Origin of the sequence: Diaphorobacter sp. J5-51, from assembly GCF_001023515.1 — a bacterium.
In the GTDB taxonomy this organism is placed as follows: Bacteria; Pseudomonadota; Gammaproteobacteria; order Burkholderiales; family Burkholderiaceae_C; genus Diaphorobacter; species Diaphorobacter nitroreducens.
This window is the reverse complement of sequence record NZ_JSYI01000139.1, coordinates 1-14,959: the sequence shown is the minus strand read 5'-3', so window position 1 is coordinate 14,959 and position 14,959 is coordinate 1. Positions and strand designations below refer to the sequence as shown.

At 66.7% G+C, this 14,959-nt stretch carries 11 protein-coding genes; 10 read left to right on the top strand and 1 reads right to left on the bottom strand.

The features are described from left to right. Positions 1 to 39: 39 nt before the first annotated feature. The 3 genes from leuS to holA all read left to right on the top strand — a co-directional run bounded on the left by leuS (position 40) and on the right by holA (position 4,415). Complete coding sequence (leuS, locus tag OX89_RS17145; RefSeq protein WP_047351528.1) at positions 40 to 2,772, top strand: leucine--tRNA ligase; 2,733 nt, start codon at positions 40 to 42, stop codon at positions 2,770 to 2,772. A 13-nt stretch (positions 2,773 to 2,785) separates the two neighbouring features. Then, the gene (lptE, locus tag OX89_RS17140) at positions 2,786 to 3,295 is read left to right on the top strand and encodes an LPS assembly lipoprotein LptE (protein WP_047351527.1); all 510 of its coding nucleotides are present in this window, start codon (positions 2,786 to 2,788) and stop codon (positions 3,293 to 3,295) included. A gap of 73 nt (positions 3,296 to 3,368) precedes the next feature. Then, entirely contained in the window at positions 3,369 to 4,415 is a 1,047-nt protein-coding gene (gene holA / locus OX89_RS17135; RefSeq protein ID WP_011807001.1) for a DNA polymerase III subunit delta, read from the top strand. 56 nt (positions 4,416 to 4,471) lie between these two features. Here holA and OX89_RS17130 read toward each other — a convergent pair whose 3' ends face one another. Beyond that, complete coding sequence (locus OX89_RS17130; protein ID WP_011807000.1) at positions 4,472 to 4,765, bottom strand: hypothetical protein; 294 nt, start codon at positions 4,763 to 4,765, stop codon at positions 4,472 to 4,474. Positions 4,766 to 4,855: 90 nt separating this feature from the next. On the opposite strand from OX89_RS17130, the gene OX89_RS17125 reads away from it, so the two are divergent. The 7 genes from OX89_RS17125 (at position 4,856) to gshB (ending at position 14,808) form a co-directional block, all read left to right on the top strand. Further along, entirely contained in the window at positions 4,856 to 6,136 is a 1,281-nt protein-coding gene (locus OX89_RS17125; RefSeq protein ID WP_011806999.1) for a glutamate-5-semialdehyde dehydrogenase, read from the top strand. Between the two features lie 64 nt (positions 6,137 to 6,200). Beyond that, a complete protein-coding gene (gene trkA, locus OX89_RS17120) occupies positions 6,201 to 7,655 on the top strand; it encodes a Trk system potassium transporter TrkA (RefSeq protein WP_047351526.1) in 1,455 nt (484 codons plus the stop codon). Between the two features lie 15 nt (positions 7,656 to 7,670). Next, positions 7,671 to 9,137 carry a TrkH family potassium uptake protein gene (locus tag OX89_RS17115; RefSeq protein WP_047351525.1) on the top strand — a complete coding sequence of 489 codons (1,467 nt, stop codon included), beginning with the start codon at positions 7,671 to 7,673 and terminating at the stop codon, positions 9,135 to 9,137. A gap of 64 nt (positions 9,138 to 9,201) precedes the next feature. Continuing rightward, a complete protein-coding gene (gene gshA, locus OX89_RS17110) occupies positions 9,202 to 10,497 on the top strand; it encodes a glutamate--cysteine ligase (protein ID WP_047351524.1) in 1,296 nt (431 codons plus the stop codon). Between the two features lie 140 nt (positions 10,498 to 10,637). Then, the gene (locus OX89_RS17105; RefSeq protein ID WP_047351523.1) at positions 10,638 to 12,509 is read left to right on the top strand and encodes a potassium transporter Kup; all 1,872 of its coding nucleotides are present in this window, start codon (positions 10,638 to 10,640) and stop codon (positions 12,507 to 12,509) included. 119 nt (positions 12,510 to 12,628) lie between these two features. Then, a complete protein-coding gene (locus tag OX89_RS17100; RefSeq protein WP_047351551.1) occupies positions 12,629 to 13,822 on the top strand; it encodes a benzoate/H(+) symporter BenE family transporter in 1,194 nt (397 codons plus the stop codon). 35 nt (positions 13,823 to 13,857) lie between these two features. Further along, on the top strand, positions 13,858 to 14,808 hold the full coding sequence (gene gshB / locus OX89_RS17095) for a glutathione synthase (protein WP_047351522.1): 951 nt from the start codon (positions 13,858 to 13,860) through the stop codon (positions 14,806 to 14,808). The last annotated feature ends 151 nt before the right edge of the window (positions 14,809 to 14,959 follow it).

Here is a 14,959-nt window from a genome sequence, read left to right as displayed (position 1 = left end):
CCATTGCGCAGGTGCGCGGTTCTCCTTTTCCCAGCTTCCATGCAAGACAAATACAACCACACCGAGGTGGAGCGCGCCGCGCATGCCCACTGGAATGCCAACGACGCCTACCGCGTGACCGAGGACCAGGCCAAGCCCAAGTTCTACGCCTGCTCCATGCTGCCCTACCCCAGCGGCAAGCTGCACATGGGCCATGTGCGCAACTACACCATCAATGACATGCTCACGCGCAGCCTGCGCATGAAGGGCCACAACGTCCTCATGCCCATGGGCTGGGATGCCTTCGGCCTGCCGGCCGAGAACGCCGCCCTCAAGAACGGCGTTCCGCCCGCGCAGTGGACCTACGACAACATCGCCTACATGAAGAAGCAGATGCAGGCGATGGGGCTGGCCATCGACTGGAGCCGCGAGATCGCCACCTGCGACCCCGACTACTACAAGTGGAACCAGTGGCTGTTTTTGAAGATGCTGGACAAGGGCATCGCCTACCGCAAGACCCAGGTCGTGAATTGGGACCCGGTGGACCAGACCGTGCTGGCCAACGAGCAGGTGATCGACGGGCGCGGCTGGCGCACCGGCGCGCTGGTGGAAAAGCGCGAGATCCCCGGCTACTACCTGAAGATCACCGACTACGCGCAGGAGCTGCTGGACCATGTGCAGATCGGCAACGAGAAGGCCACGCTGACCGGCTGGCCCGACAAGGTGCGGCTGATGCAGGAGAACTGGATCGGCAAGTCGGCGGGCGTGCGCTTTGCGTTCCCGCACGACATCCGCAACGCCGCGGGCGAGCGGATCCAGGACGGCAAGCTGTACGTGTTCACCACGCGCGCCGACACCATCATGGGCGTGACGTTCTGCGCCGTCGCGCCCGAGCACCCGCTGGCCCAGCACGCCGCGGCGTCCAACGCCGCGCTGGCGGCCTTCATCGAGGAATGCAAGAAGGGCGGCACGACCGAGGCCGAGCTGGCCCTGAAGGAAAAAGAGGGCATGCCCACGGGCCTGTTCGTCACCCACCCGCTCACCGGCGAGCAGGTCGAGGTGTGGGTGGGCAACTACGTGCTCATGAGCTACGGCGACGGCGCCGTGATGGGCGTGCCCGCGCACGACGAGCGCGACTTTGCCTTCGCGCTCAAGTACCAGTTGCCCATCAAGCAAGTGGTGCTGGTGGACGGCGAGACCTTCGACTTCCACCAGTGGCAGGACTGGTACGGTGACAAGGAGCGCGGCGTCACCATCAATTCTGGCAACTTCAGCGGCCTGTCGTACCAGGACGCCGTGGCCGCCGTGGCCCATGCGCTGGCCGAGAAGGGCCTGGGCGAGCTCAAGACCACCTGGCGCCTGCGCGACTGGGGCATCAGCCGCCAGCGCTACTGGGGCACGCCGATCCCCATCATCCACTGCGAGAGCTGCGGCGCCGTGCCCGTGCCCGAGAAGGACCTGCCCGTGGTGCTGCCGCAGGACCTGGTGCCCGACGGCAGCGGCAACCCGCTGGCCAAGTGCGAGGCCTTCCTGAAGGTGGACTGCCCCTGCTGCGGCAAGCCCGCGCGCCGCGAGACCGACACCATGGACACCTTCGTGGACTCGTCCTGGTACTTCATGCGCTACTGCGACCCGAAGAACCGCGACGCCATGGTGGCGGGCGGCACCGACTACTGGATGCGCGACCAGAAGGCCGCCACCGGCGGCAGCGGCATGGACCAGTACATCGGCGGCATCGAACACGCCATCCTGCACCTGCTGTATGCGCGCTTCTGGACCAAGGTGATGCGTGACCTGGGGCTGGTGAAGGTGGACGAGCCCTTCACCAAGCTGCTCACGCAAGGCATGGTGCTGAACCACATCTACAGCCGCCGCACGGCCAAGGGCGCCAAGGACTACTTCTGGCCGCACGACGTCGAGCACGTCTACGACGAGGCCGGCAAGATCGTTGGCGCCAAGCTCAAGAACCCCGCCGAGAGCGGCGACGGCCTGCTGCCCGTGGGCACGCCCATCGACTACGAGGGCGTGGGCACGATGTCCAAGTCCAAGAACAACGGCGTGGACCCGCAGCAGCTCATCGAGAAGTACGGCGCCGACACCGCGCGCCTGTACACCATGTTCACCGCGCCACCCGAGCTGACGCTGGAGTGGAACGACGCCGCCGTGGAAGGCAGCTACCGCTTCCTGCGCCGCGTGTGGAACTTCGGCGTGAAGCTGTCCGCCATCGACAAGGACGCGGCCCTGGCCAGCGTGGCGGGCGCCGCCAGCCTGAAGGACGTGCAGTTCGGCAAGGAAGCCAAGGCGCTGCGCCTGGAGATCCACACCGTGCTCAAGCAGGTGGACTACGACTACCAGCGCATGCAGTACAACACCGTGGTCTCCGGCGCCATGAAGATGATCAACGCGCTGGAGGACTTCAAGGCCACGGACAGCGCCGGCGCCCAGGTGGCGCTGATCGAGGGCTTCGGCATCCTGCTGCGCGTGCTGTACCCGGCCACGCCGCACATCGCCCACGTGCTGTGGGACGAGCTGGGCTACGCGGGCACCCTGGGCGACCTGCTGGACGCCGCCTGGCCCCAGGTGGACCCCGATGCCCTGGTGCAGGACGAGCTGGAGCTGATGCTGCAGGTCAACGGCAAGCTGCGCGGCGCGATCCGCGTGGCCGCCTCGGCCGACAAGGCTGCCATCGAGCAGGCGGCCCTGGCGAGCGAGGACTTCCAGAAGTTCGCCGAGGGCAAGGCGCCCAAGAAGGTCATCATCGTGCCCGGCCGCCTGGTCAACGTCGTCGTCTGAGAGCCCTCCCGCCATGCACAAGCGCACCCTGCTCACCGCCCTGGCCCTGTCGCCGCTGGCCGCCCTCACCGCCTGCGGCTTTCGCCTGCGCGGCGCGCCGCAGTTCGCCTTCCGGTCCCTGTACGTGCAGGCGCAGCCCGGCTCGCCGCTGGCACGCGAGCTGATCCGCACGCTGCAGGGGGCGGGCGGGGACCTCGTGGTGCTGACGGCGCCCGCGCAGCTGCCCCAGGCCGAGGCGATCCTGGACGTGCTGTCCGAGCAGCAGGAGCGCGTGGTGGTGGGCCTGAACGCCTCGGGCCAGGTGCGCGAGCTGCAGCTGCGCCAGCGCGTGCGCATCCGCCTGCGCGGCCAGCAAGGCCAGGAATGGATCGCCGACACCGAGCTGCTGCAACAGCGCGACATCAGCTACAACGAAACCGTCGCCCTTTCCAAGGAAGGCGAGGAGGCCATGCTGTTTCGCAACATGCGCACCGACCTCGTGCAGCAGCTGATGCGCCGCCTGGCGGCAGTGAAATCGCTGTAACGCCCCTTATTTGATAGCTGTTTGCGCTTGCTGCACGGGCGCTAGCGGCATATTTGTTACTAGAACAGGCCGCATGCAAATCGCTTTGAACCAGCTTGGTGCGCAGTTGCACAAAGGCCTGCGCCCGCTCTACACGCTGCACGGCGACGAGGCGCTGTTGCAGCAGGAGGCGCTGGACGCCATCCGCGCCGCGGCACGTGCGCAGGGCTATACCGAGCGCAGCAGCTTCACCGTGGCCGGCGCGCATTTCGACTGGAGCGGCGTGCTGGCCGCGGGCGGGTCGTTGAGCCTGTTCGCCGACAAGCAGATCGTGGAGATCCGCATCCCCTCGGGCAAGCCCGGCAAGGACGGCGCCGCCGCGCTGCAGCAGATGGCTGCCGCCGCGCCGGGCAACGACAGCACGCTCACCGTGGTGGTGCTGCCGCGCCTGGACAAGGCCACGCGCACGGGCGCGTGGTTCGCGGCGCTCGAAGCGCACGGCGCCACGGTGCAGATCGACCCCGTGGAGCGCGCCCAGCTGCCCGGCTGGATCGCCCAGCGCCTGGCCGCGCAAGGCCAGCGCGTGGTCGCGGGCGAAGAGGGGCAGCGCACGCTGCAGTTCTTCGCCGACCGGGTGGAGGGCAACCTGCTGGCCGCGCACCAGGAGATCCAGAAGCTCGCGCTGCTGCACCCCGAGGGTGAACTCACCTGGGCGCAGGTCGAAGCGGCCGTGCTCAACGTGGCGCGCTACGACGTGTTCAAGCTGTCCGAGGCGGTGCTCTCCGGCCAGGTGGCGCGCGTGCAGCGCATGCTGGACGGCCTGCAGGCCGAGGGCGAGGCCGAGGTGCTGGTGCACTGGGCGCTGGCCGAGGACATCCGCGCCCTCAAGCGCGTGAAAGACGCCATGAACGCCGGCAAGCCCCTGCCCATGGCCCTGCGCGAGAACCGCGTCTGGGGCGCGAAGGAGCGGTTGTTCGAGCGCCTGCTGCCCCAGGCCAGCGACGCCGCCCTGGCGCGGCTGCTGCAGTCCGCCCACACGGTGGACGGCATCGTCAAGGGCCTGAAGGCGCCCGACTGGCCACAGGACGGCTGGCAGGCCCTCTCGCGGCTGGCGCTGCAGATGTGCAAGCTGGCGCGCTGAGATCGCAATGAAATGTGAATCTAGCGCTTATGGGATAAGCGCTAGTAGCTATTGATTCAGGAGTGTTGGGCGACCAACGCCGCACGCGCCTTGTCCGCCCACTGCTGCAGCTGGTCCACCAGCGCCTGGTGGCTGAAGGAGCAGCTCTCCTCGGTGAACAGCGCGCCGGCCTCCAGCCGGTCCAACAGCCCCAACAGCACCTCGCCATAGCGCGGGGGCAGGGCGGCCAGCAGCACGGCGTGGCCGCGCGCGGCGGCGCTGAAGGCGTGGTTGCTGATGCGCTGCTCGCGCAGGGCGTGCAGGTCGGCCTGCAGGTTGTCGAGCTGGTGGGTGGCGAGTTCGGCGGTCATGGCGAGGGCACGGAGGGTGGCAAAGGCCTCAAGCGTAGCCGGAGTCCCCCGGCCAGCGTGGCGGCGGTGAACTGCGTCAGAATCACGCCCATGAACGCGCTGAACATCGCTGAATACACGCACACGCTTGGTTTGCAGGCAAAAACGGCCTCCGCCCAAATGGCGCGCGCGCCGGCAGCTATCAAAAACAAGGCATTGCTGGCCCTGGCGCGGCTGCTGCGCCAGAACGTGGACGCCCTGCAGGGGGACAATGCCCGCGACCTGGAGCGCGCGCGCGCCGCCGGCCTGGCTGAGCCCATGGTGGACCGCCTCAAGCTGACTCCCAAGGTGCTGGAGACCTGCGCCCAGGGCTGCGAGCAGCTGGCGGCCATGCCGGACATCATCGGCGAGATCCAGGGCATGAAGCAGCAGCCCAGCGGCATCCGCGTGGGACAGATGCGGGTGCCGATCGGCGTGTTCGGCATGATCTACGAGAGCCGGCCCAACGTGACCATCGAGGCCGCGAGCCTGTCCATCAAGAGCGGCAACGCCTGCATCCTGCGCGGCGGCTCCGAGGCCATCGACTCCAACAAGGCGCTGGCGCGCCTCGTGGCCCAGGCGCTGGCCGAGGCCGGCCTGCCCGAGCACGGCGTGCAACTGGTGCAGACCACCGACCGCGCCGCCGTGGGCCAGCTCATCGCCATGCCGCAATACGTGGACGTGATCATCCCGCGCGGCGGCAAGGGGCTGATCGAGCGCATCAGCGCCGAGGCCAAGGTGCCCGTGATCAAGCACCTGGACGGCAACTGCCACACCTATGTGGACGACCCCTGCGACATCGCCATGGCCGTGCAGGTGGCCGACAACGCCAAGACCCAGAAGTACAGCCCGTGCAACGCCAGCGAGGGCCTGCTGGTGGCGCGCGGCGTGGCAGCGCAATTCCTGCCGCAGATCGGCGCCGTCTACGCCGCCAAGGGCGTGGAGATGCGCGGCTGCCCCGAGGCGCTGGCCATATTGCGCGCCGTTCCGGGCGTGCAGCTGGCCGAGGCCACCGAGGCCGACTGGAGCGAGGAATACCTGGCCCCCATCATCAGCGTGAAGGTGGTGGCAGGCGTGGATGAGGCCATCGCGCACATCAACCGCTACGGCAGCCACCACACGGACGCGATCCTCACGCGCGACCACATGCACGCCCAGCAGTTCCTGCGCGACGTGGATTCCGCCAGCGTGATGGTCAATGCCAGCACGCGCTTTGCCGACGGCTTCGAGTACGGGCTGGGCGCCGAGATCGGCATCAGCACCGACAAGTTCCACGCGCGCGGCCCGGTGGGCATCGAGGGCCTGACGTCGCTCAAGTGGGTGGTGTTGGGTGAGGGAGAGGTGCGGACTTGATGGGGTTGCTGCTAATTTGATAGCTGCTAGCGCCCGTCAACATTGGGATTGAGGCCAATTTCGCATGAAGATCATCATCCTGGGAGCGGGGCGCGTGGGCTACAGCGTGGCCGACAGCCTGGTGTCGGAGGAGAACGACATCACCGTCATCGACACCGACGCCGAGCGGCTGCGCGACCTGGAGGCGCGGTTTGACCTGCGCGGGGTGGTGGGCAACGGCATTGACCCCCAGGTGCTGGCCGAGGCCGGCGCGCGCGACACCGACCTGCTGATCGCCTGCGCCGCGCAGGACGAGACCAACCTGGTGTGCTGCAAGGTCGCGCAGCTGATGTTCAACATCCCCACGCGCATCGCGCGCGTGCGCTCGTCGGGCCTGGAACTGGAGCGCAACCAGGCGCTGCTGGGCAAGGAGGGCTTTGGCGTGGACCGCGTCATCTGCCCCGAGGAATCGCTCACGCGCTACATCGGCAAGCTGGTGGAATACCCCGAGGCGCTGCAGGTGCGCGAATTCGCGGGCGGGCGCGCCTGCCTGGTGTCGGTGCGCGCGCGCCCCGGCGCGCCCATGGTGGGCATGCGTATCGCCACCATGCGCGAAACCGCGCCCGACGTTGCCATGCGCATCGTGGCCATCTACCGGCGCTTTCCCGACGAGCCCGACCGCTTCCTGCCCTGCGACGGCGCCACGCGCGTGGAGCCGGGTGACGAGGTGTTCGTGCTGTCCGCGCGCGAGCAGATCCCGCAGGTGCTGGCCGCGCTGCACCGCCACCATGGGCACCCGGCGCGGCCCGTGCGCCGCATCATGATCGCGGGCGGCGGGCGCGTGGGCCTGCGGCTGGCGCGCCAGTTGGCCCAGCGGGGGGGCTTTCACATCAAGGTGGTGGAGGAAAGTGCCGAGCGCTGCGTGGCGCTGGCGGCCGAGTTGCCCTCCGACATCCTCGTGCTGCAGGGCGACGCCACCGACGAGGACCTGCTGGGCGACGAGAGCATCGAGGAGGTGGACCTCTTCCTCGCGCTCACCGACGACGACGAGGACAACATCATGGCCAGCCTGCTGGCCAAGCGCATGGGCGCGAGCCGCGTACTGGCGCTCATCAACCGCCGCAGCTATGCCGACCTGATGCATGGCACGCAGATCGATATTGCGCTGTCGCCCGCGCAGGCCATGCTGGGCGAGCTGCTGGCCTATGTGCGGCGCGGCGACGTGCAGGCCGTGCACAGCCTGCGCCGCGGCGTGGCCGAGGCGCTGGAGATCGTGGCCCGCGGCGACCGCAAGAATTCGCGCGTGGTGGGCCGCAAGGTCAGCGAGATCCACTTGCCCGCCGAGGTGCACATGGGCCTGATCGTGCGCGGTCTGCCCGAGGACGGTGGCGAGCCGCCGGCCGACGCACCGCCCCAGGTCATCATTCCGCGCAGCCACACCGTGATCGAGAGCAACGACCACGTGGTGTTCTTCCTGCCCCACAAGCGGCTGGTGCGCGAGGTGGAAAAGCAGTTCCGCGTGAGCGCCACCTTCTTCTGATCGGCAGGAGCCGCGATGTCCGACGTCCTGCCCGTCATGCGCGTACTCGGTGCCCTGCTGGCACTGTTTGCCGTTTCCATGGGGGTGCCGCTGGCGGCGTCGCTCTGGGCGCGGGAGGGCCTGTGGCAGCACTACGCCACGGCCATCGCCGTCACATCCATGGCCAGCGCGCTGCTGTGGGGCGGCCTGCGCGCGCACAAGCGCGAGCTGCTGCCGCGCCACGGCGTGATGCTGGTGTCGGTGGTGTGGGGGATCCTGCCGCTGTTCGCGGCGCTGCCGCTGCTGCTGGTGATGCACGCCATCGGCCGGCCGCTGTCGTTCACGCATGCCTACTTCGAATCGGTGTCGGGCCTCACCACCACCGGCGCCACGGTGCTGGCCGAGCTGGATCGGCTCCCCCTGTCGGTGAACATGTGGCGCACCTTCATGCAGTGGATCGGCGGCATGGGCATCCTGATTCTTGCGGTGGCGGTGCTGCCGCTGCTGGGGGTGGGCGGCAGCCAGCTCTTCAAGGCCGAGGCTGCCGGCCCGGTGAAAGACACCAAGCTCACCCCGCGCATGACCGAGACGGCCAAGGGGCTGTGGGGCGTGTACGTGGTGTTCTCGGTGGTGTGCGCGCTCGCGTTCTGGCTGGGCGGCATGACGCCGCCGGACGCGATCATGCACATGTTCGCCACCGTCAGCCTGGGCGGGTTGTCGCCCCACGATGCGAGCTTTGCCTACTTCGAGTCGCCGCTGCTGGAAACCATCGCCCTGGTTTTCATGCTGTGCGCCAGCTGCAACTTCGCGCTGTACTTCATCGCGCTGCGCAAGGGCAACTGGCGGGGCTTCTGGCGTGACCCCGAGATGCGCGCCACGATCACCGCGCTGCTGGGCGGCGGGCTGTTGGTGGCGCTGCTGCTGTGGGTCAAGGGCGTGTACGACCCGCTGCAGGCGCTGCGCCACGGCATGTTCAACGTGGTGTCGGTGGCCACGACCACGGGCTTTGCCACCACCGACTACCTGGGCTGGCCGGTGTTCGCGCCCGTGTTCATGCTGCTGCTGTCGGGTGTGGCCACCAGCGCCGGGTCCACGGGCGGCGGCATCAAGATGGTGCGCATGCTGATCCTGCTGAAGCAGGCGCGCCGCGAGATGACGCGCATCGTGCACCCGCGTGCGGTGCAGCCCGTGCGCCTGGGCGACCGCGTGGTGGACAACCGCATGATCTTCTCGGTGCTGGCCTTCATGCTGGTCTACGGCGCCACAGTGATCACGCTGAGCATGGTGCTGCTGCTGACCGACCTGGACATGGTGACCGCCTTCTCGGCCGTGCTGGCCAGCGTGCACTGCATGGGGCCGGGGCTGGGAATGCTGGGGCCGGCCTCCAACTTCGCGGTGCTCACCGACTTCCAGCTCTGGGTCTGTACGCTGGCCATGCTGCTGGGACGCCTGGAGATCCTGAGCTTCATGGCCCTGCTCACCCCCGCATTCTGGCGGCGCTAGGGCGCACGTGGCCTTCCCTACAATCGTCGCCAACCTCTTTCCGTCTCCCATTTGAGGGCTCTTCATGGTTCCCCGCCTCATCACCGCGCTCACCGGGCCAATCAACGAGTTGGAGCAGCGCATCCTCGACTCCATGCCAGCCATCGAGCGCTGGTTCCGTCTGGAGTGGATGGAACACACGCCGCCGTTCTACTCGTCGGTGGACATCCGCAACGCGGGGTTCAAGCTGGCGCCGGTGGACACCAACCTGTTCCCGGGCGGCTGGAACAACCTCACCAATGAAATGCTGCCGCTGGCGGTGCAGGCGGCCATGGCGGCCATCGAAAAGATCTGCCCCGAAGCGCGCAACCTCTTGATCATTCCCGAGAACCATTCGCGCAACACCTTCTACCTGGCGAACGTGGCGCAGCTGGTGCGCATCTTCAACATGGCCGGGTTGAACGTGCGCGTGGGCTCCATCAGCCCCGAGATCAAGAAGACCACCACCATCACGCTGCCCCATGGCGAGACCGTGACGCTGGAGCCGGTGATCCGCAGCAAGCGCCGCCTGGGGCTGAAGAACTTCGACCCCTGCACCATCTTGCTCAACAACGACCTGTCGGCCGGCCCGCCGGGCATTCTGGAGGAGCTGTACGAGCAGTACCTGCTGCCGCCGCTGCATGCGGGCTGGAGCGTGCGCAGGAAGAGCCGCCACTTCCAGAGCTACGAGGAGGTGGCCAAGCGCTTTGGCAAGATGCTGGGCATCGATCCCTGGCTCATCAATCCGCTGTTCAGCCGCTGCGAGGGCGTGGACTTCAACGAAGGCACGGGCATGGAGGAGCTGCGCAGCGCCGTGGACGCCACGCTGGCCAAGGTGCGTCGCAAGTACAAGGAATACGGCATCAACGAAAAGCCGTTCGTGGTCGTGAAGGCCGACAACGGCACCTACGGCATGGGCATCATGACGGTGCGCGATGCCAAGGAACTGGACGGGCTGAACCGCAAGACCAAGAACAAGATGGCCGTGATCAAGGACGGCCAGGTCGTGCATGACGTGATCGTGCAGGAGGGCGTGCTCACCCAGGAGCGCGTGCACGAAGCGGTGGCCGAGCCGGTGGTCTACATGATGGACCGCTACGTGGTCGGGGGGTTCTACCGCATGCATGCCGAACGCGGCGTGGACGAGAACCTGAACATCCCCGGCGCGAGTTTCGTGCCGCTGGCGTTCGAGCACAGTACCCATCTGCCGCAGCCCGGTGCGCGTCCGGGCGCCAGTGCCCCCAACCGCTTTTACATGTACGGCGTCATCGCCCGCTTGGCGATGCTCGCGGCCAGCTACGAGCTGGAGGCCACGGACCCCGAGGCCGAGGTGTACGACTGATGCGCCGGATGTGCCGCCCTGCAGTTGCTGCATTGCAACATAGGCGGTACCCCGTATGTGCCCGAAGCGGGGGCGGCGCACAATGGCGCTCCTTTGGCATCCCCCGTGGCCGCTGAGGCAGCAGCCCGGACCTGTTCACCGTGCAAACCTCCAAATCGTCGTTAGCAGCGCTCACCCTGGGCGCGATCGGCGTCGTCTATGGCGACATCGGCACCAGCGTGCTCTACACCCTCAAGGAGGTGTTCGGCTCCGGCCACGTGCCCTTCACGCACGACAACGTCTATGGCGTGCTGTCCATCGTGTTCTGGACGCTCACCGTCATCGTTTCGCTGAAGTACGTGGTGCTGGTGCTGCGCGCGGATAACCACGGCGAGGGCGGCCTGGTGGCCATGCTGGCTCTGGCCTCGCAGTCGGTGAAGGACAAGGCGCCCGGACTGCGCAAGTGGATGCTGGCGATCGGCATTTTTGGCACTTGCCTTTTTTATGGCGACGGCGTCATCACGCCGGCCATCACGGTGCTGTCGGCCGTTGAAGGACTGGACGTTGTCTCGCCCGCGTTTCGCCGGGCGGTGGTTCCGCTCACGCTGCTGATCCTGCTGGTGCTGTTTTTGCTGCAAAAGCGCGGCACGGCAGGCATAGGCCGGTTTTTCGGGCCGATCATGGTGGTGTGGTTTGTTGCCATCGCGGTGCTCGGCGTTTATCACATTGCGGACCACCCGGAGATCCTGTTTGCGCTCAGCCCGCACCATGCCCTGCGCTTCATCGTGCAGCAGCCGGGCACCACCTTCATCATCCTGGGCGCGGTGGTGCTGTGCGTGACCGGCGGCGAGGCGCTGTACGCCGACATGGGGCACTTTGGCAAGCAGCCGATCCGACTGGCCTGGTTCTCTGTCGTCATGCCTGCGCTGACGCTCAATTATTTTGGCCAGGGCGCGCTGCTGCTCAGCGAGCCCGCAGCCGTGGCCAATCCGTTCTTTCACATGGCGCCAGACTGGGTCACGCTGCCGCTGGTCGGGCTGGCCACCGTGGCGGCCGTGATCGCCTCGCAGGCGCTGATCTCTGGCGCCTTCAGCGTGACCAAGCAGGTCATCCAGCTGGGCTACCTGCCGCGGCTGAACATCCAGCACACCAGCGTGCGCGAGACGGGCCAGATCTATCTACCGTTTGTGAACTGGAGTCTGTTCGTCGCCATCGTGTTGGCGGTGGTCATGTTCCGCAACAGCAGCAACCTGGCGGCCGCCTATGGCATTGCGGTGACGCTGGACATGCTGATCACCACGGTGCTCACCTTCTTCGTGATCCGCTATGGCTGGGGCTATCCGCTGGCGCTGTGCGTGGCCACCACGGGCTTCTTCTTTGTCGTGGACCTGGCATTCTTCAGCTCCAACCTGCTCAAGCTGCTGCAAGGGGGCTGGTTCCCGCTGATGATCGGCGGGCTGGTGTTCACGCTCATGATGACCTGGAAGCGCGGACGCGAGTTGCTCAACGACAAGCTGCGCGAGGACTCCATAGGCCTGCAGGACTTCCTGGCCTCGGTGCAGGCCAACCCGCCCATGCGCGTGGACGGCACGGCGGTGTTCCTGAGCGCCGAGGCGGGCGTGGTGCCCAATGCACTGCTGCACAACCTCAAGCACAACAAGGTGCTGCACCGCCAGAACCTGTTCGTCACGGTGCGTTACCACGAGACCCCCTGGATCGGCCTGGACCAGCGCCTGCAGGTAGCGCCATTGGGAGGCGACTGCTGGCAGGTCACCGTGAACTACGGTTTCAAGAATGAACTGGACCTGCCCAGCGCGCTGCGCCTGATGCACGGCCGCGGCTGCGAACTAGAAACCATGAGCACCAGCTATTTCCTCTCGCGCGACGTGGTCGTGCCTACCATCGGCAGCGGCATGGCGCCGTGGCGCGAAAAGCTGTTTGCGCAGATGCACCACAACGCTAGCGGGGTGGCGGCTTTCCTGCACCTGCCCAGCAACGCCGTCGTGGAGTTGGGCTCCAAGGTCGAGATCTGATTGGGCTGCGGGTTTGTAAGATTTTGGCCTCCGGCGCTTAGCTGGCAAGCGCGAGCAGCTATATATTTTGATGAAGCAGGACAGTGGTTGCGCAAAGAGCAATGCCACAATCCGCCGCCATGCAGTTTTTCAAAGACCTGAGCCTGTCCGCCTTCACCGCCGGTTTCGTGGCTGTGCTGGTAGGGTTCACCAGTTCGGTCGCCATCGTGTTCCAGGCGGCGCAGGCGTTCGGGGCGACGCCCGAGCAGATCACCTCCTGGATGTGGGCGCTGGGCCTGGGCATGGGACTGTGCTCGCTGATTCCCTCGCTCATCCTGCGCCAGCCGGTCATGGTGGCCTGGTCCACGCCCGGTGCAGCGGTGCTCGCCACCGCCGGCCTGGCCGGGGGCTTCAGTATGGGCGAGGCGGTCGGCGCCTTCATGGTGTGCGCCTTGCTCATCACCCTGGCCGGAGTGACGGGTTGGTTCGAGCGCGTGATGAACCGTATTCCCATGGAACTGGCGTCGGCGCTGCTGGCTGGCGTGCTGGCGCGCTTTGGCATGCAGGCCTTCGCAGCCGTGCAGACCGCGCTGCCGCTGGTGCTGGTCATGCTGGCGTCCTACTTGTTTGCACGGCGGCTGCTGCCCCGCTATGCGGTTGTGCTCACGCTGGTGGCAGGCGTTGCCTGGGCCGCAGGCAATGGCCAGATGCGCTGGTCCGCGGTGCACTGGGCGCTGGCCACGCCAGTCTTCACCACGCCGCAGTTCAGCCTGCAGGCGCTCATGAGCCTGGCGCTGCCGCTGTTCATCGTGACCATGGCGTCGCAGAACCTTCCGGGTGTGGCCGTCATGCGGGCCACCGGATACCAACTGCCGGTGTCGCGGCTGATCACCCTGACGGGCCTGGCCACCCTGGTGCTGGCACCGTTCGGCGCCTTCGCCCTCAACTTCAGCGCCATCACCGCAGCGATCTGCATGGGGCCCGAGGCGCACCCCGACCGCGCGCGGCGGTACACCGCCGCCGCTTCGTGCGGGCTGCTGTACATCGCAGTGGGCATCTTTGGTGCGGTGGTCACGGGGCTGCTGACGGCGTTTCCACAGGAGCTGGTGGTGGCCATCGCTGGGCTGGCGCTGTTGGGCGCCATCGGAGGAGGGCTGGCGTCTGCGCTGCAGGCCGAAGCGCACCGGGAGGCGGCGTTGATCACTTTTCTGGTGACGTTGAGCGGTGTCACCATAGCCGGGATCGGATCGGCGTTTTGGGGGGTGGTCGCCGGCAGCATCGCGCTATTTGTGCAACAGTATGGACGCCCGCGCGCGCCCCAGGCGCCGCGCTAGGGGCGTAGCCCTCTGCAATACAGCCTGTGCATTCTATGAATCTCCTCATCGTCGCCGACCCCATCGAGCAATTCAAGATCTACAAGGACACGACCTTCGCGATGATGCGCGAGGCGCAGCGCCGCGGCCACCGGCTGGCGGTCTGCGAGCCCCGGCACATCCACTGGTTGCGCGGTGGCCGGGTCACGGCGCGGGTGCGCGACATCACTCTTACGGGCCATTCGGATAACTGGTTTACTGCGAGCGAACTCCGCTTGGCGGCACTGGCGGACTTCGGCGCCGTGCTCATGCGCAAGGATCCTCCGTTCGACAGTGAGTATTTCTATGCCACGCACCTATTGGAGCAGGCCGAGCGTGAAGGCGCTCGGGTGTTCAACAAGCCGCGTGCTTTGCGGGACCATCCGGAAAAACTGGCCATTCTGGAGTTTCCGCAGTTCATCGGCCCCACGCTGGTGACGCGCGATGCGCAGGACATCCGCCGGTTCCATGAGGAACATCACGACATCATCCTCAAGCCCTTGGACGGCATGGGCGGCATGGGCATCTTCCGGGTCGGTCCCGACGGTATGAATTTGGGAAGCATCATCGAGACCCTCAACCGCGAGGGCAGCCAGAGCGTAATGGTGCAGAAGTTTCTGCCCGAGATCGCAGAGGGCGACAAGCGCATCCTCGTCATTGGCGGTACCCCGGTCCCGTACTGCTTGGCGCGCATCCCGCAGGGCTCTGAAGTGCGCGGCAACCTGGCGGCCGGCGGACTGGGCGTGGCGCGCCCTCTCACCGCGCGCGACCAGGAAATCGGCGCTGCACTGGGTTCAGTGCTGCGGGAACGGGGCCTATTGCTCGCTGGAGTCGATGTCATTGGGGATTGCGTCACAGAAATCAACGTCACAAGTCCCACGTGCTTCCAAGAGATCTTCGATCAGACGGGCTGTGACGTCGCAGCCTTGTTCATCGACGCGCTTGAATCTGCGCTATCTACGGCATAGTCTGCGGAACAATTTGCGAAGGCGTTTTTCAGGCTATACTGCGAGGCTTGCTGCACTACAGAGTTGTTCTTCGGGAAGTGATGTGGAAGCAGCGAAGGGGAGTTAAAAAATTCTCTGCTTTGAGTTGATCTGGGGTTAAAAACCGGTGTAG